At 45.0% G+C, this 20395-nt stretch carries 15 protein-coding genes, 1 tRNA gene and 1 pseudogene; 1 reads left to right on the top strand and 16 read right to left on the bottom strand.

Translation table 11 applies throughout. The features are described from left to right. Positions 1–116: 116 nt before the first annotated feature. Positions 117–416, top strand: a pseudogene (locus C8D97_RS00135) (IS481 family transposase); the annotation flags it as partial. Between the two features lie 74 nt (positions 417–490). Here the strand turns inward: C8D97_RS00135 and C8D97_RS00130 are convergent. From C8D97_RS00130 to tuf (C8D97_RS00055), 16 genes are all read right to left on the bottom strand, one after another. Further along, entirely contained in the window at positions 491–1060 is a 570-nt protein-coding gene (locus C8D97_RS00130) for an outer membrane beta-barrel protein (protein ID WP_109761307.1), read from the bottom strand. A 188-nt stretch (positions 1061–1248) separates the two neighbouring features. Continuing rightward, positions 1249–2142 (bottom strand): hypothetical protein, encoded by an 894-nt coding sequence (locus tag C8D97_RS00125; RefSeq protein ID WP_109761306.1) that lies wholly within the window; start codon positions 2140–2142, stop codon positions 1249–1251. 254 nt (positions 2143–2396) lie between these two features. Then, positions 2397–3581 carry an elongation factor Tu gene (gene tuf / locus C8D97_RS00120; protein ID WP_109761305.1) on the bottom strand — a complete coding sequence of 395 codons (1185 nt, stop codon included), beginning with the start codon at positions 3579–3581 and terminating at the stop codon, positions 2397–2399. A gap of 40 nt (positions 3582–3621) precedes the next feature. Next, entirely contained in the window at positions 3622–5715 is a 2094-nt protein-coding gene (gene fusA, locus C8D97_RS00115) for an elongation factor G (protein ID WP_109761304.1), read from the bottom strand. Between the two features lie 92 nt (positions 5716–5807). Then, entirely contained in the window at positions 5808–6278 is a 471-nt protein-coding gene (gene rpsG, locus C8D97_RS00110) for a 30S ribosomal protein S7 (protein WP_109761303.1), read from the bottom strand. Positions 6279–6432: 154 nt separating this feature from the next. Further along, positions 6433–6804, bottom strand: a complete 372-nt coding sequence (rpsL, locus tag C8D97_RS00105; protein WP_109761302.1) for a 30S ribosomal protein S12 — start codon at positions 6802–6804, stop codon at positions 6433–6435. A 189-nt stretch (positions 6805–6993) separates the two neighbouring features. Further along, complete coding sequence (gene rpoC / locus C8D97_RS00100) at positions 6994–11205, bottom strand: DNA-directed RNA polymerase subunit beta' (protein ID WP_109761301.1); 4212 nt, start codon at positions 11203–11205, stop codon at positions 6994–6996. A gap of 80 nt (positions 11206–11285) precedes the next feature. After that, positions 11286–15422 (bottom strand): DNA-directed RNA polymerase subunit beta, encoded by a 4137-nt coding sequence (gene rpoB / locus C8D97_RS00095; RefSeq protein ID WP_109761300.1) that lies wholly within the window; start codon positions 15420–15422, stop codon positions 11286–11288. A gap of 211 nt (positions 15423–15633) precedes the next feature. After that, positions 15634–16011, bottom strand: coding sequence for a 50S ribosomal protein L7/L12 (gene rplL / locus C8D97_RS00090; protein WP_109761299.1), 378 nt, complete (start codon positions 16009–16011; stop codon positions 15634–15636). A gap of 58 nt (positions 16012–16069) precedes the next feature. After that, positions 16070–16597: a 50S ribosomal protein L10 gene (gene rplJ / locus C8D97_RS00085; protein ID WP_109761298.1), complete on the bottom strand. Its 528-nt coding sequence runs from the start codon at positions 16595–16597 to the stop codon at positions 16070–16072. 265 nt (positions 16598–16862) lie between these two features. Beyond that, entirely contained in the window at positions 16863–17567 is a 705-nt protein-coding gene (rplA, locus tag C8D97_RS00080; RefSeq protein WP_109761297.1) for a 50S ribosomal protein L1, read from the bottom strand. 3 nt (positions 17568–17570) lie between these two features. Next, positions 17571–17999, bottom strand: coding sequence for a 50S ribosomal protein L11 (rplK, locus tag C8D97_RS00075; RefSeq protein WP_109761296.1), 429 nt, complete (start codon positions 17997–17999; stop codon positions 17571–17573). 94 nt (positions 18000–18093) lie between these two features. Beyond that, the gene (gene nusG, locus C8D97_RS00070; protein WP_109761295.1) at positions 18094–18627 is read right to left on the bottom strand and encodes a transcription termination/antitermination protein NusG; all 534 of its coding nucleotides are present in this window, start codon (positions 18625–18627) and stop codon (positions 18094–18096) included. Positions 18628–18637: 10 nt separating this feature from the next. After that, entirely contained in the window at positions 18638–19018 is a 381-nt protein-coding gene (secE, locus tag C8D97_RS00065) for a preprotein translocase subunit SecE (protein WP_109761294.1), read from the bottom strand. A gap of 82 nt (positions 19019–19100) precedes the next feature. After that, positions 19101–19176, bottom strand: a tRNA-Trp gene (locus C8D97_RS00060). 42 nt (positions 19177–19218) lie between these two features. Beyond that, positions 19219–20395 (bottom strand): elongation factor Tu (gene tuf / locus C8D97_RS00055; RefSeq protein WP_109761293.1); only part of this gene is annotated, 1177 nt, incomplete at its 5' end.

Here is a 20395-nt window from a genome sequence, read left to right as displayed (position 1 = left end):
GATGATAAGACTACTTTATCAGATGATGGTGTTGATTAAGTGTGAATAGTGCACAGCTATTTAGCCAGCAAGAACCTGTAGGGACAAATAGCCCCCACTTTTCTATTATTCCTTTTGATTACCAGCTTCATTTGACAATCAATGATATCGAACACACAAAGACGAAGGTTATGTCACCGCAAATCAATGATATATATGAGCGTTTCCATAAAACAATCCTAAATGAGTCCTATCCAGTCTCATTACATAAAAAGCTTACGGTATATTAAAAGAATTACAAAAGGATCTGGGCGACCGGATGAACTACTACAATAATGAACGCACCCGTCAAGGTAAGTGAACTGCAATCGAATGGCTGTTGAAATACAAAAGGATGAGAAGAAATTTCGGATGAGAAAAATTTAGCTCAGATTTAAAATGACAGACAACGATAAATGAAACGGGTAACTGTCGGTTTAAATCTGAGCTAGTAGAATTTATTTATTGTATTTTAAAATTGTGTTCCGATAGAAATTGTAAGCTGATCCGATTCATAGCTTGTTGAGTTAAAAAGAGGATCGTCCACATCCGGAAATTGAAGATAATTAAGCTCGATATTAACCTTCTCTAGGCTTACTCCGGCTCCAAATCCGTAGGAAAAGCCGGTATCACTACCAGTTTCATCCTCAAAACCTCCCGCGGAATATGTGAATCTTGAATTAATTAACCCAACTCGAGCTTTTAAATAATATTTCCCATGAGTTTTGCCCACCAAGTATGCACCAATAGCATCGAATTTCACCTTAGCTTCCTGTCCGAGGATTGCACTCATGATATCGTCATGCTCGCCATCAGTAGCAAAAGAACCAAAAAATTCAGCGGCAAAATACTCATTATATTGATAACCATAGGAACCACCGATGGATAAAAAATCAAAGCTTTGCTCTCCTTGCTTTAAAGACGTGCCGGTTTGCCCTAGGTGAATATCACCATACCAGCCAGCGCTAAACGAGCTCGAATTCTCTGCTAACACGGGTTGAGCAAGAGCAGTTGCTAATATAACAAAAACAATATTTCTCATTTCCTTTCTCTTCTTAACTTAAATTTCAAACTTGTAATAACAGTGTAGAATTATAAGCCCTACCTTAATATTATTCGGGAGGGCTATTTTGTTACTTTCCTGTTTTAAGCTATTGAGCAAAATAGCTACTAATGAAATTTTACTCCATAATTTAAAATATCAGGACTTTTTAACCTGCCCTTTGAACTCTAGCGATTAGCTTCCAAATCAGTTTTTTCTAATGCCGTATCTGCAATTGCAGAAGGTAATGGCCCTAACAGAGTAACTACATTTGGACTTACCACTTCTGTATCAACTTGCGCACCTTGTAAATAGAGATTATTACTCCAAACAACATCACTCTTACTCAGATCAAACAGAGTTGCATCAATATTCATCGATGAAACTGGCATGGAGACACTTACATACATTCCACCCGTTAGAACCGCCGTTAAAATTCCTGTCGCAATTCCAGCGCCTACACTTTTCCCTGTACTCACTTCATTCGCAGAATAACGAATAACCGCTAATAAATCTGAAGATAGCAAGCTCACTGACTCTGGGATATCTGCAGCCGTCACCTTTGGTGTACTCGCTACTTTTTCTTTATAGCGCTTCTCCGCCTTGTCGCTTTTCTCCGACTTATTTTCAACTAATCCACGAGAGCTGATCTTTTTAAGTAGCTTCTTCCCTTTCTCTGTTAACCAGACTGACTCACTGTTACTTGCAACAGGTTCGACAAATACTTCTCCGGTCTCTTTCCAATCATCAGACAATACAAACTTTGTCTCACTTTCTTCTTTTGAGGGCTCTATAAATAGTCCACTACTGGCAAAAATAATGTTTGCCTCAATGCCCTTTTTGTTAAACTCTGAACGAATTGAAGTTGCAACCTGCTCCCGCGCGATTTGATTTTTCTTTAAATTAAAACCAATATTATCGCCATTAATATCAGATAAAACTGTCGCATCAACGACTACATCGATAGATTTAACTGTACCGACTTGCTTGGCAAAGTTTGGAAAACGCTGTTCCGGTGTTAACGTACTGCAGCCAGAAAGAATGACAATAGCAACAATAGATATAAATATTTTTAGTTTCATATTTTTATAACTCCATTCAAATAAGATAGATGTCCAAAAAAACGCAATAATACCTACTTTTTGAGATATTTAAAGTTTTAATTGCTGAAACTGTAATTTTTACAAATAGAAAGGGCCAGAGCTTTGATCGAAGAAAGGTTAACTATTAATTACTATAGATTTACTGTTTAAAAAAGCAGACTTAATACAAACCATAAAAAAGGGCGCTCAATGAGCGCCCTTTTATATACTGATAAATTTTCGAGCTAAATAAATTAGTCCAGAATTTTAGCAACAACACCAGCACCAACAGTACGACCACCTTCGCGAATTGCAAAGCGAAGACCTTCGTCCATTGCGATTGGAGCAATAAGCTCAACAACCATTTTGATGTTATCACCAGGCATTACCATTTCAACGCCTTCGGGTAATTCTACCGCACCAGTCACATCCGTTGTACGGAAGTAGAACTGTGGACGATACCCTTTGAAGAATGGTGTGTGACGACCACCTTCATCTTTTGATAATACATAAACTTCTGACTCGAACTTGGTGTGTGGCGTAATCGTACCTGTGTGCGCCAATACCTGACCACGCTCTACGTCTTCACGCTTGGTTCCACGTAGAAGTACACCTACGTTGTCGCCAGCACGGCCTTCGTCAAGAAGTTTACGGAACATTTCAACACCGGTTACCGTTGTTTTGGTGGTGTCTTTCATGCCCACGATTTCGATTTCTTCGCCAACTTTTACGATACCGCTCTCAACACGTCCGGTCACAACCGTTCCACGACCTGAGATTGAGAAGACGTCTTCGATGGGTAACAAGAACGGTTGGTCTACCGCACGCTCTGGCTCTGGAATGTACTCGTCAAGCGCTAACGCTAATTCTACGATTTTTTCTTCGTAAGCGGCGTCGCCTTCTAACGCTTTAAGCGCTGAACCTTGAATAACAGGTGTGTCGTCGCCTGGGAATTCGTAAGCGTCTAATAACTCACGCACTTCCATTTCAACCAACTCTAACAACTCTTCGTCGTCTACCATGTCGCATTTGTTTAAGAATACAACGATTTTTGGTACACCTACCTGACGTGATAACAGGATGTGCTCACGGGTTTGTGGCATTGGGCCATCCGCCGCTGAACAAACAAGGATTGCGCCGTCCATCTGTGCCGCACCGGTGATCATGTTTTTTACATAATCGGCGTGGCCCGGGCAATCAACGTGGGCGTAGTGACGCGCTTCTGTTTCGTACTCTACGTGTGATGTAGAGATGGTGATACCACGCTCTTTCTCTTCTGGCGCATTGTCGATTTCTGCGAAGTTTTTCGCTGCACCGCCAAATTTCTTGGACAATACGGTACACATGGCCGCAGTCAGGGTGGTTTTACCATGGTCAACGTGGCCAATGGTTCCCACGTTTACGTGGGGTTTATTACGTTCAAATTTTTCTTTAGACATGAGATACCCTCTGTGTGTGTTTTAATATTAAAAGTAAAAGTTAACCGTTAATGATTGATTCTGCGATGTTCGATGGCGCTTCTGCGTACTTGAAGAATTCCATCGAGTAACTGGCTCGCCCCTGTGTCGCACTGCGTAAATCAGTGGCGTAGCCGAACATTTCTGACAAGGGCACTTCAGCACGGATTATTTTTATGCCGCCGACACCGTCGTCCATACCTTGCACCATTCCACGACGACGGTTTAAGTCGCCCATAACGTCTCCCATGTAATCTTCTGGGGAAACCACTTCAACTTTCATCATCGGTTCGAGCAATGCTGGTTTTGCTTTTAACGCACCCGCCCGGAACCCCATGGAGCCTGCTATTTTAAATGCCATTTCATTCGAGTCGACATCGTGATAGGAGCCGTCAAATAAGGTAACTTTTACGTCCAGCACGGGATAACCGGCCAGCACGCCGTTTTGCATTTGTTCCTGAATGCCTTTATCGACAGCCGGAATGTATTCTTTGGGTACCGAACCACCCACAATTTCATTAACAAATTCGTAACCAAAGCCAGATTCTTGTGGCTCTATTTTCAACCAGACATGACCGTACTGACCACGACCGCCTGACTGACGAACAAACTTGCCTTCTTGTTCGACCGCTTGTCGCAAACATTCCCGGTACGCCACTTGAGGCTTACCGATATTGGCAACAACATTAAATTCTCGCTTCATTCGATCAACGATAATATCCAGATGTAACTCACCCATGCCAGAAATAATCGTTTGCCCGGACTCTTCATCGGTCTCGACACGGAATGATGGATCTTCTTGCGCTAACTTGCTAAGCGCCATGCTCATTTTATCTTGATCGGCGATGGTTTTAGGTTCCACGGCGACCGATATTACCGGTTCAGGAAACTCCATACGCTCAAGGATAATTTTATGATCCATCGAGCAGAGAGTTTCGCCGGTGGTGACATCTTTTAAGCCAATGCCTGCGGCAATATCACCGGCAAGTACTTCTTTTAATTCTTCTCGACTGTTGGAGTGCATTTGAACGATTCGGCCAATGCGCTCTTTTTTCTCTTTTACGGAGTTAAAAACCTGATCGCCACTTTTTAACGTACCAGAATACACTCGGAAAAAGGTTAAGGTTCCAACAAACGGATCGGTGGCTATTTTAAACGCTAATGCAGCAAAAGGAGCCTTGTCGTCGGCCGGACGTTCTTCAAGGGTTTCGCCATCTTCCAGCACACCGGTTATTGCTTTTACATCCACAGGCGCGGGCATATAATCAATTACGCCATCTAATACCGCCTGCACACCTTTATTTTTAAACGCAGAACCGCACATGGCAATCACCAGCTCATTCGCCAATGTTTGAATGCGCAATCCTTTTTTAATCTCATCTTCGGACAGCTCGCCTGAGTCCAGGTATTTGTCCATTAATTCTTCTGAGGCTTCAGCCGCAGCTTCAACCATGTGGCTACGCCACTCATCACATTCACTTTGCATGTTTTCTGGAATGTCACGGTATTCAAAGGTCATGCCTTTGTCGTCTTCGCTCCAGTAAATGGCTTTCATTTTCAGCAGGTCTACGACCCCTTCAAACTCATCTTCTGCGCCAATGGGTAATTGCACCGGAACCGGACGTGCGCCTAATCGATTTTTTATTTGATCGACCACACGCAAAAAATCAGCGCCGGCACGGTCCATCTTATTCACAAAGACCATGCGCGGAACTGAGTATTTATCGGCTTGTCGCCAAACCGTTTCGGACTGAGGCTCAACACCTGATGAGCCACAGAAAACCACTACCGCACCATCGAGTACTCGCAACGAACGTTCAACTTCGATAGTGAAGTCAACGTGTCCCGGAGTATCAATAATATTGATGCGGTGTTCAGGGTACTGAGCATCCATACCACGCCAAAATGTCGTGGTCGCTGCCGAGGTAATGGTAATACCACGTTCCTGCTCTTGCTCCATCCAGTCCATGGTGGCAGCGCCATCATGGACTTCACCGATCTTATGTGACAGACCGGTATAAAACAGAACGCGTTCAGTGGTGGTGGTTTTACCCGCATCCACGTGGGCACAAATTCCTATATTACGATATCGCTCAATGGGAGTTTTACGCGCCACGACAGAAACCTCTCGTCATTATGTGTGCTGCTGTAACCATAGTCATCAAAGTGGTAATAACCAAAACGATTACCGATCGCAAAAGCGATCGCTTACCAACGGTAGTGAGCAAATGCTTTATTTGCTTCTGCCATACGGTGAACATCTTCACGCTTTTTAACCGCTGAACCACGATTTTCCATCGCATCCAACAATTCGTTTGCTAAGCGCTCTTTCATGGATTTTTCGCCACGCTTACGTGAAGCTTCAACCAACCAACGCATTGCAAGCGCCGTTTGACGAGCTGGACGAACTTCAACCGGCACCTGATAGGTGGAACCACCTACACGGCGTGATTTAACTTCAACAAGAGGGCGGATTTTATCCAGACCTTCTTCAAAAGCAGGCAGTCCTTCCGTTTTTTTCTTCTCAGCTATAATATCCATCGCACCGTATACGATTCGCTCGGCAACAGATTTCTTGCCGTCAACCATAATGATGTTGATGAATTTTGCTAATAACTGTGATCCAAACTTCGGATCAGGAAGGATTTCGCGTGCTGCGATAACGCGTCTTCTTGGCATCTTATGTGCTCCTTCAGGTTAACCCGGGACTGACGATGGATATCGGTTTAGCCCGGCCTTACTCACATTCGAACAAATTGTAAGAATGGAATGTTATGTTTCAGATTGATTCACAATCTGGATAAGTTAGGTACGTCCCAGATAATGCAAAGCATTACTTAGGTCGTTTTGCTCCGTACTTCGAGCGACCTTGTTTGCGGTCTTTAACCCCTGCAAGGTCAAGCGTTCCACGTACGCAGTGATAACGAACACCTGGTAAGTCTTTAACACGACCACCACGGATCATTACAACACTGTGTTCCTGCAAATTGTGACCTTCACCGCCGATATAAGACGTTACTTCGTATCCGTTTGTTAAACGCACACGAGCGACTTTACGAAGTGCCGAATTTGGTTTCTTCGGAGTAGTCGTGTAAACACGAGTACATACACCACGCTTCTGCGGGCAAGCTTCAAGTGCAGGTACGTTACTTTTCTTGATAACCTTTTTACGAGGTTTGCGTACCAGCTGATTAACAGTTGCCATTAATTAAACTCCAGCTCCTAGATTTAAAACTAGACTACAAAAAGACAAAACCCCCTATGAGCCCTGCCTTTGAGGGCGGGCATTGTATAGAGAGCGCCAATTTGTGTCAAGGCGATACGGTTACAAAGTGACCGCCCCTGTCTTATAAACAATCAGGCGAGCCGCAAATGCAGCACGCCCATTGCTCGATTACATATCCGAATCGCTGCCGCTTAACGCTTCAGTCAGGGCTTTTTCTGCGTCTGAAGCAGATAGCGAAGACTGAGCATCGTCAGAGGATTGTTCCAGATATTGTTTACGACGTTCCTGGTGATAACTCAAACCAGTACCCGCCGGAATCAGACGACCTACGATAACGTTCTCTTTGAGACCGCGTAAGTCATCGACTTTTCCGCTTACAGCCGCTTCCGTAAGAACCCGTGTGGTTTCCTGGAAGGATGCCGCTGAAATAAAGGACTCAGTGGCCAATGACGCTTTGGTGATCCCCATCAGATCACGGGTGATCGCCGCAGGCTCTTTGCCTTCTTTGATTAGCGCATCATTTGCTTCAAGCACACGGACAAACTCTAATTGCTCGCCCTGTAAGAAACGACTGTCGCCCGGTGCTGCAATGGTACATTTACGCAGCATCTGACGAATAATAACTTCAATGTGTTTATCGTTAATGCCAACACCTTGCAGTCGGTAAACCTCCTGCACTTCGTTAACGATATAGTTTGCCACAGCGTGAATACCTTTAAGACGAAGAATGTCATGAGGATTATCCGCGCCATCTGACACAACCTCACCTTTTTCGACTTTTTCACCTTCAAACACATTCAGGTGACGCCATTTCGGGATAAGTTCTTCATAGACATCGCCTTCTTGTGGTGTAATCACCAGACGGCGCTTGCCTTTGGTCTCTTTACCAAAGCTCACAGTACCGGAAATTTCCGCCAGAATAGCTGGTTCTTTTGGCTTACGCGCTTCGAACAAGTCAGCAACCCGTGGCAGACCACCGGTAATATCTTTTGTTTTAGAACTTTCCTGAGGAATACGGGCAATCGCATCACCAATACCTACTTCAGCGCCATCTTCCAGGTTAACCAGAGAGTTAGGCGGTAACAGGTATTGCGCTGGAATGTCCGTGCTTGGCAAGTTCATTTCGTTGCCGTCGGTATCCAGCAGGTAAATCATAGGCTTGAGATCGGCCCCTTTACCACGCGCTTTAGACTCGGTAACCACAATGGAGCTCAGGCCTGTCAGTTCATCGGTCTGGCGATCCATGTTGACGCCTTCCACCAAATCTTTGAACTTAATTTTACCTTTAAGCTCAGTGATAATGGGGTGCGTATGCGGATCCCAGTTAGCAACAACTTCACCACCGGTGACTTTGCTGCCTTCTTTATGTTCTAAAACAGCACCATAAGGGACTTTATAACGCTCACGCTCACGACCGTATTCATCAATCAGATTGATCTCAGCGGAACGCGATACAATCACCAGTCGGCCATCGTCACGGGTTACGGTTTTCGCATTGTGCAGTTTCAGTACACCGTCGTTTTTAACCTGTACGTTATTCTCTGCTGACTGCCGAGAAGCCGCTCCACCAATGTGGAAGGTACGCATGGTTAACTGTGTGCCTGGCTCACCGATAGACTGTGCCGCAATAACACCGACTGACTCACCCTGGTTGATGATATGACCACGGGCCAAATCACGACCGTAACACATGGCACAAACACCGTAGCGAGTATCACAGGTGATGACCGAGCGAACTTTTACCTGATCGACACTGTGCTCTTCCAACACTTCAACCCAGGCTTCATCAAGCAGTGTATTGGCTTCACATAAGATGTCATCGGTACCGGGTACGTAAACGTGGTCTGCAACAACTCGTCCCAATACACGCTCACGCAATGGCTCAACAACATCGCCGCCTTCAATAAGCGGTTTCATTTCGACACCGTCTTCGGTGCCACAGTCAACCTGTGTGATAACCAGATCTTGTGCCACGTCAACCAGACGACGGGTCAGATAACCGGAGTTAGCGGTTTTCAATGCCGTATCGGCCAAACCTTTACGTGCACCGTGGGTCGAGATGAAGTATTCAAGTACGTTAAGACCTTCACGGAAGTTTGCTTTAATCGGACTTTCGATGATGGAACCATCCGGTTTCGCCATCAAACCACGCATACCCGCTAGCTGACGAATCTGTGCGGCACTACCACGAGCGCCCGAGTCCGCCATCATAAAGATGGAGTTAAACGAAGGTTGGTCAACAATGTTGCCTTCGGCGTCTTCGACTTTGTCGATCGCAAGGTTATCCATCATCGCTTTCGCGACCTGTTCATTGGTGTGAGACCAGATATCAACAACTTTATTGTAACGCTCACCCTGTGTTACCAGACCCGAGGCGTATTGATCTTCAATTTCACGAACTTCGGCTTCTGCTTTTCCGATAATTTCAGTTTTAACAGCAGGTACTTCCATATCGTTAATACCAACCGATGCACCAGAACGCGTGGCGTATTTATAACCGGTGTACATCAAGTGATCGGCAAAGATAACCGAGGTTTTTAAACCCAGTTGACGATAACAAGCGTTGACCAGACGAGAGATGGTCTTTTTCGTCATTGCCTGATTAATCAGTTCAAACGGTAAGCCCGCCGGTACAATTTCCCAAAGTAGAGAACGTCCAACGGTTGTATCAACCAGTATATTAGCGGTGGTTTTATTGCCATCGTCGTCGATGGTGGTTTCGTTAATGCGTACTTTAATTTTGGCGTGCAATTCAGCTTTGCCACAAGAATAGGCGCGCAATACTTCGGCTGTATCGGCAAACACCATCCCTTCACCGGTAACATTAACTTTGTCACGGGTCATGAAGTACAAACCAAGTACAACGTCCTGAGTCGGAACAATGATGGGTTCACCGTTTGCGGGTGACAATACATTGTTGGTGGACATCATTAACGCACGCGCTTCAAGCTGTGCTTCAATGGTCAATGGTACGTGTACCGCCATTTGGTCACCGTCAAAGTCGGCGTTGTAAGCCGTACATACGAGTGGGTGTAACTGAATGGCTTTACCTTCAATCAGTACCGGCTCAAAAGCCTGGATACCTAAACGGTGAAGCGTTGGTGCACGATTCAGCATCACCGGATGCTCTCGGATGACTTCTTCAAGAATATCCCAGACCACGGCTTCTTCGCGCTCAACCATTTTCTTGGCTGCTTTGATCGTTGTCGCAAGACCGCGCAATTCCAACTTACCAAAAATAAATGGTTTGAATAATTCAAGCGCCATTTTTTTCGGTAAACCGCATTGATGCAATTTAAGGGTTGGGCCAACAACGATTACCGAACGGCCTGAGTAATCAACACGCTTACCAAGCAAGTTTTGACGGAAACGACCCTGTTTACCTTTGATCATATCGGCCAAAGATTTTAATGGGCGTTTATTGGAGCCGGTGATGGCTCGGCCACGACGACCATTATCCAGTAACGCATCCACGGCTTCTTGCAGCATACGCTTTTCATTGCGCACAATGATGTCTGGTGCATTCAAGTCCAACAGACGCTTCAAACGGTTATTACGGTTAATAACCCGGCGATACAAGTCATTTAGATCAGAGGTTGCAAATCGACCACCTTCCAGCGGAACCAATGGACGCAAATCAGGTGGCAATACTGGCAGAACCGTCATAATCATCCATTGTGGATTGTTGCCAGAATCCAGAAAGGCTTCCAGTAACTTCAGACGCTTGCCTAACTTTTTCAGTTTGGTTTCTGAATTGGTATTCGGGATCTCTTCGCGCAGTGATGCGGCTTCTTCTTCCAAATCAATCTTGGATAATAATTCTTGAACCGCCTCGGCACCCATTTTGGCTTCAAATTCATCACCAAATTCTTCTAACGCATCAAGGTAGGCTTCTTCAGTAAGTAACTGACCGCTTTCAAGCGTTGTCATGCCGGGTTCGATAACCACAAAGGCTTCAAAATAAAGCACACGTTCGATATCGCGCAGGGTCATGTCCATTAACAAACCGATACGAGATGGTAACGATTTTAAGAACCAGATATGTGCAACCGGACACGCCAGTTCAATATGACCCATACGATCACGACGAACTTTTGCCAAGGTGACTTCAACGCCACACTTTTCACAGATCACACCGCGGTGCTTCATTCGTTTGTACTTACCGCACAAACATTCGTAATCTTTTACTGGACCAAAAATTTTGGCACAGAATAAACCATCACGCTCCGGCTTGAAGGTTCGGTAGTTGATGGTTTCTGGTTTTTTCACCTCACCAAATGACCAGCTGCGGATCATTTCTGGTGACGCAAGACCGATTCGAATTCGGTCAAATTCTTGAGTTTGGTTTTGCTGTTTAATGAAATTCAGTAAGTCTTTCAAAGCAATTCTCCTTTAGGGAGTTAATGTTACTAAGAGTTTGTTGTGAGCCGCTCTAGCGGCTCAATCAAAGTTCAAACTCCCTATTCGACCTCGAGCTCAATGTCGATACCCAATGAGCGGATTTCCTTCACCAGTACGTTGAAGGATTCTGGCATTCCCGGCTCCATACGATGATCACCGTCTACGATGTTTTTATACATACGTGTACGACCGTTCACATCATCGGATTTAACCGTAAGCATTTCCTGAAGCGTATATGCCGCTCCGTATGCTTCTAATGCCCAAACTTCCATCTCACCAAATCGCTGGCCACCAAACTGAGCTTTACCGCCCAATGGTTGCTGCGTGACCAGGCTGTAAGAGCCCGTTGAACGCGCATGCATCTTGTCATCAACCAGATGATTCAGTTTCAACATGTACATATAGCCAACGGTAACCGGGCGATCAAACTTATCGCCAGTTCGACCGTCGTATAAATCGGTTTGACCCGACGATGGCAAGTCTGCCAGTTCAAGCATGTGCTTGATTTCGGTTTCTGCTGCGCCATCGAACACCGGCGTTGCCATTGGCACACCAAGTTTCAGGTTGTTGGCCATGGTCATAATTTCATCATCGGTCATAGCGTCCAGATCAACTGTCGGCTCTTCACGATGGTTGTACACTTGACCCAGGAACTCGCGCATTTTTGCGACTTCCTGTTTTTCTTGCATCATCGCACCAATTTTGTGCCCAAGACCTTTGGCAGCCCAACCTAAGTGGGTTTCCAGAATCTGACCGATGTTCATACGCGACGGTACACCCAACGGGTTAAGCACAATATCAACCGGCTCACCCGTGTCACGGTATGGCATGTCTTCTACGGGAACAATGTTAGAGATAACACCTTTGTTACCATGACGTCCTGCCATTTTGTCACCGGGTTGTACGCGACGTTTAACCGCCATGTAAACTTTAACTATCTTAAGTACGCCCGGAGCCAGATCATCACCCTGAGTGATTTTCATACGCTTGATTTCAAGTTTCTTTTCAAACTCTTTGCGTTGCTCTTCAAGGTACTGAGTTAACTCTTCAAGCTTCTGTTGCTTCTCTTCATCACGCAGTTGAACTTCTAACCACTGTGACGCTTCAAGCTCTTTCAAATAATCTTCGGTGATCTTGGAACCTTTCTTAATTCGGTTAGGTCCTTTTTCAACCGTGCCGCCAACCAATAAAGTATAAGCACGTTGATGTATGTTGCCTTCCAAGATACGGAACTGATCGTTTAAATCTTTCTTCGCAGCAATGATTTCACTGTTTTCGATTTCTGTGGCGCGAGAATCTTTATCAACGCCGTCACGAGTGAATACCTGTACATCAATAACAGTACCCACGGTGCCAGAAGAAACGCGTAAAGACGTATCTTTAACATCACTCGCTTTCTCACCGAATATTGCTCTGAGAAGTTTTTCTTCTGGGGTTAATTGCGTTTCACCCTTAGGCGTTACTTTACCCACCAGAATATCGCCCGGCTTAACTTCAGCACCGATATAAACGATACCGGCTTCATCGAGTTTAGACAGAGCACTCTCACCAACATTAGGAATGTCAGCAGTGATCTCTTCTGGTCCAAGTTTGGTATCACGAGCAATACAGGTCAGTTCTTGAATGTGAATGCTGGTGAATCGGTCTTCCTCAACAACACGCTCAGAAATAAGGATGGAATCCTCAAAGTTATAACCATTCCAGGGCATAAACGCCACAAGAAGGTTTTGACCTAAAGCCAGTTCACCTAAGTCGGTTGATGGACCATCGGCCAATACATCGCCACGCTCAACCACATCACCCGGGCTAACGATGGGTCGTTGATTGATACAGGTGTTCTGATTTGAACGGGTGTATTTGGTCAGGTTGTAAATATCAACACCGGAATCACCCGTTGAAGTTTCATCATCGTGCACGCGAACAACAATTCGTGATGCATCAACTGAGTCGATGATGCCGCCACGATTGGCTTTAACGGTCACACCGGAATCCACGGCAACGGTACGTTCCATACCGGTACCCACTAATGGTTTCTCAGCACGTAACGTTGGCACAGCCTGACGTTGCATGTTTGATCCCATCAATGCACGGTTCGCATCATCGTGCTCAAGGAACGGAATCATAGACGCTGCAACCGAAACAATCTGTTGCGGAGAAACGTCCATGTACTCAACCTTGTCCGGAGTTGTCAGAGTAAACTCACCCTGATGTCGGCAAGGCACTAAATCGTCTTTCAGATTGCCTTTGTCATCGGTTTTAGCATTAGCCTGTGCAACCACAAACTTGCCTTCGTCGATGGCAGATAAATAATCAACGTCTTCTGTTGTCTTACCGTTAACCACTCGGCGATATGGACTTTCAAGAAAACCATAGTCATTGGTTCGTGCATAACAGGCCAGAGAGTTAATCAAACCAATGTTTGGACCTTCGGGTGTTTCGATAGGACAAACTCGACCGTAATGGGTAGGATGTACGTCACGAACTTCAAAGCCTGCTCGCTCACGGGTCAAACCGCCAGGGCCTAATGCAGAGACACGACGCTTATGGGTCACTTCAGAAAGAGGATTGTTTTGATCCATAAACTGTGACAACTGAGACGAACCAAAGAACTCTTTGATTGCGGCTGACACAGGTTTTGCATTGATCAAGTCTTGTGGCATCAGGTTTTCTGATTCAGCTTGTGACAAACGCTCTTTAACGGCACGCTCAACACGAACTAGACCAACACGGAATTGATTCTCCGCCATCTCACCAACACTTCGAATACGTCGGTTGCCCAGATGATCGATATCATCGACCACACCGATACCGTTTCGGATATCTACCAAAGTCTTAATAACTTCGATGATGTCAGACTCATCTTTATGCTTTTCTACTAACTCTTTTGAAAACTGATCTTTCAAGCCCGAGAAATATTTGCCGTCAAACAGCACACCCGGACCAACCAGCTCATCGCGATCCACACGACGATTGAATTTCATTCGACCGACTGATGACAGGTCGTATCGATCTTCGGTGAAGAATAAATTATGGAATAATGCTTCAGCGGCTTCTTTTGTAGGCGGCTCACCAGGACGCATCATTCGATAAATCTCAACCAGTGCGTCTAATGGCTCACGAGTTGGATCAACACGCAATGTATCTGAAATATAGGAACCTCTGTCCAGATCATTGGTGTATAAGGTTTCAATCGTATCAATTGAATTTTCAACCAAGGTGGCCAACAACTCTTCGGTGATTTCAGCATTCGCTTCAACCACTAACTCACCGGTTTCTTTATCGATGATGTTTTTAGCAATGGCTTTACCGAGTAAAAAGTCAGTCGGTACATCAAGGTGTTTAAGCCCCTGCTTTTCCATTTGTTTGATATGGCGTACGGTTATCCGACGGCCTTCTTCAACAATGACTTTCCCTTTTTTGTCTTTAATATCAAAACTTGGTGTTTCACCGCGTAAACGCTCGGGTATCAACTCCAGTTTGGCATTGCCTTCTTTATCAATTTTAACCGTGTCGGTTTCAAAGAAGATATCAAGGATCTCTTCGGTATTGTAACCAAGTGCACGTAATAAAATGGTTGCCGGTAGTTTACGACGTCGATCAATTCGAACAAATACCGCGTCTTTTGGATCAAACTCAAAATCTAACCATGACCCACGATAAGGAATAACACGCGCGTTATACAGTAACTTACCAGAAGAGTGAGTTTTTCCTTTATCGGAATCAAAGAACACACCAGGAGAGCGATGTAATTGAGATACAATTACTCGCTCGGTGCCATTGATGACAAAAGTACCGTTTTCTGTCATTAACGGCATTTCGCCCATGTAAACTTCCTGTTCACGAATGTCTTTTACAGCACCGGTCTTTGATTCTTTATCATAAATAACCAGGCGAATTTTTACGCGCAATGGTGCTGCGTAAGTAACACCTCGAACCTGACATTCTTTAACATCAAAAACAGGTTCACCTAGTCGATAGCTTACATACTCTAGTGCGGCAGAGCCGGAGTAAGAAGCGATAGGAAAAACAGATCTAAACGCCTGATCCAGTCCGGAGTCGGCCGTCTTATCCGCTTCATTTATAAATGAGCGATAAGAGTCCAGCTGAGTGGCAAGCAAGTAAGGGACATCAAGAATTTTCTTACGAGTCCCGAAATCCTTACGGATACGCTTTTTCTCTGTGTATGAATACGCCATCTGGGTTCCTCAGTTAGCTTACATGGGTAATACAATCAATCAACATTTGATACGAAGATGTCGACTGCATGAATTCAGATCTTGTGCCTTTAGTAAAGCCCGTATCAATCTGAAAAATTGCCTTTTTTTAAAACGGCAAAACGGCCGAGCGCTAAAACAGCACTCAGCCGATAATGTCTGGCGACTTTAACTCGCCATAGCCAAACTTAAATTACTTAAGTTCGACTTCAGCACCTGCTTCTTCAAGCTGCTTTTTAAGTTCTTCAGCTTCTTCTTTAGAAGCGGCTTCTTTAATAGTTGCAGGCGCGCCTTCAACCATATCTTTCGCTTCTTTAAGACCAAGACCAGTCGCACCACGAACAGCTTTGATAACAGCAACTTTGTTACCGCCAAAGCTTTTCATTACTACGTCGAACTCAGTTTGTTCTTCAGCAGCCGCACCAGCGTCACCGCCAGCAGCTGGAGCAGCAGCAACAGCCGCTTGCGCAGATACGCCAAATTTCTCTTCCATTGCTTCAACAAGCTCAACAACTTCCATTACGCTCATGTCAGCAATTGCATTTAAAATATCGTCTTTAGATAGAGCCATGACTCTTTCTCCTGGGTAAAATTGAATTTAAAACAAATCTTTTCGAAATACCGAAAAATTACGCCGCTTGCTTCTGATCTTTCACCGCTGCGATTACTCGAGTAATGCGCGATGGGAACTCGTTTAAAGTACGTGCCAGTTTGGTAACTGGTCCGTTCATTACGAGCATCAGTGAAGCAATTGCTTCGTCTTTGGTTGGTAGTTTAGATACAGCTTCAAGCTGCTCAGCACCGTGTAATTGTCCGCCAATAGCTACAGATGTAGCCACTAAAGCGTCCGCTTCTTTAGAGAACTCATGAATTAATCGTGCCGCAGCACCAGGTTCTTCCAAAGAAAATGCACAAATTACCGGACCAACTAAAGAATCAGTCATGCAGGCGAACTCGGTACCTTCAATAGCGCGTTTTGCTAACGTATTTCTGATAACTTTCAGATAGACGTTAGTTTCACGGGCTTTTACACGTAATGCAGTCATTTGCTCAACTGTCATTCCGCGGTACTCGGCAGTAACAGCAGATAAAGCTTTAGAAGCAACTTCACTTACTTCTTCCACTATCGCTTTTTTGCCTTCAAGTCCAAGTGCCACTTTCGTTCACCTCCAGTGTTTCCTGTCTTTTAAACTGCAAAAGTCAGGGTTAACATTTTTTCAATTATTAAACATCAATAATTGAAATTCGATACGATGAACCGTCCCAGAAGTCTGAGTCGGGTTACACCGTCTACGCAGGAAGATTAAGAATAAACAACAAATTGTTGATACTCACCTACGGTCTTTGACGGTTCCGGACTTTTAAACTTTCGTATTAAAAGACCGAAACCCAAGCTCCGTCTCGCTCTCGCGAGTCAAAAGCTTAATCTTTCGCAACTTCAATCGTTGCTTGGTCGATGGTTAAGCCTGGGCCCATGGTTGAAGATAATGAAATTTTCTTCATGTAGGTGCCTTTTGCCGAAGCAGGCTTAGCCTTTTTCAATGCAGAAATCAAAGTACCGATATTCTCTTTAATCGCATTGGTTTCAAAACTGATTTTACCGATAGCCGCATGAACGATACCGTTTTTGTCGGCACGATACTGAACCTGACCCGCTTTTGCGTTTTGAACAGCAGTCGCGACATCTGGGGTTACCGTTCCAACTTTAGGATTTGGCATTAAACCACGTGGGCCTAAGATTTGACCTAACTGACCAACCACTCGCATGGCGTCGGGGCTTGCAATAACAACGTCAAAATCCATGTTGCCTTTTTTAACTTCGTCAGCAAGATCATCCATACCAACGATGTCAGCACCGGCTTCTTTAGCAGCGTCAGCGTTTGCACCCTGAGTAAATACTGCAACACGAACATCTTTACCCGTACCATTTGGAAGTACTGTTGCACCACGTACTACCTGATCCGATTTACGAGGATCGATACCAAGATTAATCGCAATTTCAACACTTTCAGCAAACTTAACACTGGAAACGTCTTTTAATAAATCAATCGCTTCTTCTATTGCGTAGATTTTAGTGCTATCGACTTTATCTTTAATCAAACGAGCGCGTTTTGTTAACTTAGTCATTATCTAACCCTCCACATCTACGCCCATTGAGCGCGCAGTACCAGCAATTGTATTGACGGCGGCGTCCATATCGGCAGCCGTTAGATCTGGTTCTTTCATTTTGGCAATTTCTTCTAATTGCGCACGAGTGATCTTGCCCACTTTTTCAGTGTTTGGACGAGAACTACCAGATTTCAGGTTCAATGCTTTCTTGATAAGCACTGATGCTGGTGGAGTTTTAGTAACGAATGTAAAACTACGATCGTTATAAACAGTGATAACAACTGGAATAGGTAAGCCTTTTTCAACTTTGTCTGTTTCGGCGTTGAACGCTTTACAAAATTCCATGATGTTTACACCATGTTGACCCAAAGCAGGACCAACTGGTGGACTAGGGTTGGCCATGCCGGCAGCAACCTGTAGCTTAATATAAGCTTGTACTTTCTTTGCCATGTTTCACCTCAATTTGGGTAATAGCGCCTTTCGGCTCCCCGTTTAGTTCACATTGTTGCTCGCCGCTTATTTCAAACGGCCAACCAACGAATTACTAGCCTTTCTCGACCTGACCAAACTCCAGTTCGACCGGTGTAGAACGACCAAAAATCAATACGGATACCTGAAGACGGCTTTTTTCATAATTAACCGACTCAACCGTTGCATTAAAGTCGGCAAAAGGTCCGTCAGTCACACGGATAACTTCACCTGGCTCAAATAATGTTTTAGGCTTAGGCTTATCACTGCTGTCTTCAACGCGTTGTAATATTGCGTTTGCTTCACGCTCAGAAATAGGCGCAGGACGATCCGATGTTCCACCGATAAAGCCCATGACGCGAGGCGTTTCACGAACCAAGTGCCAAGAGTCATCATCCATATCCATTTCAACCAGAACATAGCCTGGAAAAAACTTACGTTCACTCTTACGTTTTTGCCCAGCGCGCATCTCAACGACTTCTTCGGTCGGAACCAAAATCTCACCAAACCGATCTTCCAGTTCGTGTAATTTGATCCGTTCTTCAAGCATGATCTTAACTTTAGACTCATAGCCAGAATACGCTTGAACCACATACCATCGCTTTGACATAGATAACTCCCTAAAGGCTCATAACTGAATTAACGCCCCAGGCGAGTAATGCATCAACACCCCAGAGAAACAATGAGACAACAACAACAAACAACACGATCACCAAAGTGGTTTGTATGGCTTCCTGACGAGTCGGCCAAACAACCTTTCGAATTTCCATTCGAGACTCACGTGCAAAATTAACCGCTGTTTTGCCTTTTCCGGTTGTAGATGCAACCACTAACGCAAGGATCATTGCAGCAAGAACCACAGCCACTCGGATTATTAGAGAAACTGAGTCTAACTGGGATAAATAGTGGTTACCATAAATCGCTCCACCAATCAGTAGAACCGTAACTAGCCACTTTATTCCGTCTAATCCAGATGATGTATTATTTGCTTCAGTACTCACGTCTGATTTACCTTTAATATATACAAAGCAAGGCCGTAGTCTGTTTCACCTCTTTCAAGGTTCAGACTAAGCCTTGCGAATTTGGCAGGCCAGGAGGGAATCGAACCCCCAACCTGCGGTTTTGGAGACCGCTGCTCTGCCAATTGAGCTACTGGCCTGTTGTTTCCGGCACAAGTACCGGAAGGTCTTACTAAAACGTCTTAATCGAGAATTTTAGCAACAACACCAGCACCAACAGTACGACCACCTTCGCGAATTGCAAAGCGAAGACCTTCGTCCATTGCGATTGGAGCAATAAGCTCAACAACCATTTTGATGTTATCACCAGGCATTACCATTTCAACGCCTTCGGGTAATTCTACCGCACCAGTCACATCCGTTGTACGGAAGTAGAACTGTGGACGATACCCTTTGAAGAATGGTGTGTGACGACCACCTTCATCTTTTGATAATACATAAACTTCTGATTCGAACTTGGTGTGTGGCGTAATGGTACCTGTGTGCGCCAATACCTGACCACGCTCTACGTCTTCACGCTTGGTTCCACGTAAAAGTACACCTACGTTGTCGCCAGCACGGCCTTCGTCAAGAAGTTTACGGAACATTTCAACACCGGTTACCGTTGTTTTGGTGGTGTCTTTCATGCCCACGATTTCGATTTCTTCGCCAACTTTTACGATACCGCTCTCAACACGTCCGGTCACAACCGTTCCACGACCTGAGATTGAGAAGACGTCTTCGATGGGTAACAAGAACGGTTGGTCTACCGCACGCTCTGGCTCTGGAATGTACTCGTCAAGCGCTAACGCTAATTCTACGATTTTTTCTTCGTAAGCGGCGTCGCCTTCTAACGCTTTAAGCGCTGAACCTTGAATAACAGGTGTGTCGTCGCCTGGGAATTCGTAAGCGTCTAATAACTCACGCACTTCCATTTCAACCAGCTCTAACAGCTCTTCGTCGTCTACCATGTCGCATTTGTTTAAGAATACAACGATTTTTGGTACACCTACCTGACGTGATAACAGGATGTGCTCACGGGTTTGTGGCATTGGGCCATCCGCCGCTGAACAAACAAGGATTGCGCCGTCCATCTGTGCCGCACCGGTGATCATGTTTTTTACATAATCGGCGTGGCCCGGGCAATCAACGTGGGCGTAGTGACGCGCTTCTGTTTCGTACTCTACGTGTGATGTAGAGATGGTGATACCACGCTCTTTCTCTTCTGGCGCATTGTCGATTTCTGCGAAGTTTTTCGCTGCACCGCCAAATTTCTTGGACAATACGGTACACATGGCCGCAGTCAGGGTGGTTTTACCATGGTCAACGTGGCCAATGGTTCCCACGTTTACGTGGGGTTTATTACGTTCAAATTTTTCC

This window comes from Pleionea mediterranea (assembly GCF_003148745.1).
Classification (GTDB): Bacteria; Pseudomonadota; Gammaproteobacteria; order Enterobacterales; family Kangiellaceae; genus Pleionea; species Pleionea mediterranea.
The sequence above is the reverse complement of the archived record's forward strand: the minus strand, read 5'-3'. Positions and strand labels throughout refer to the sequence as shown.

Bases quoted from the DNA above. Each gene is read 5' to 3' on its own strand.
- C8D97_RS00130 (WP_109761307.1), bottom strand. From the start codon at position 1,060: ATGAGAAATATTGTTTTTGTTATATTAGCAACTGCTCTTGCTCAACCC.
- C8D97_RS00125 (WP_109761306.1), bottom strand. From the start codon at position 2,142: ATGAAACTAAAAATATTTATATCTATTGTTGCTATTGTCATTCTTTCT.
- rplL (WP_109761299.1), bottom strand. From the start codon at position 16,011: ATGGCTCTATCTAAAGACGATATTTTAAATGCAATTGCTGACATGAGC.
- rpoB (WP_109761300.1), bottom strand. From the start codon at position 15,422: ATGGCGTATTCATACACAGAGAAAAAGCGTATCCGTAAGGATTTCGGG.
- rpsL (WP_109761302.1), bottom strand. From the start codon at position 6,804: ATGGCAACTGTTAATCAGCTGGTACGCAAACCTCGTAAAAAGGTTATC.
- rplA (WP_109761297.1), bottom strand. From the start codon at position 17,567: ATGACTAAGTTAACAAAACGCGCTCGTTTGATTAAAGATAAAGTCGAT.
- rplK (WP_109761296.1), bottom strand. From the start codon at position 17,999: ATGGCAAAGAAAGTACAAGCTTATATTAAGCTACAGGTTGCTGCCGGC.
- rpsG (WP_109761303.1), bottom strand. From the start codon at position 6,278: ATGCCAAGAAGACGCGTTATCGCAGCACGCGAAATCCTTCCTGATCCG.
- tuf (WP_109761305.1), bottom strand. From the start codon at position 3,581: ATGTCTAAAGAAAAATTTGAACGTAATAAACCCCACGTAAACGTGGGA.
- nusG (WP_109761295.1), bottom strand. From the start codon at position 18,627: ATGTCAAAGCGATGGTATGTGGTTCAAGCGTATTCTGGCTATGAGTCT.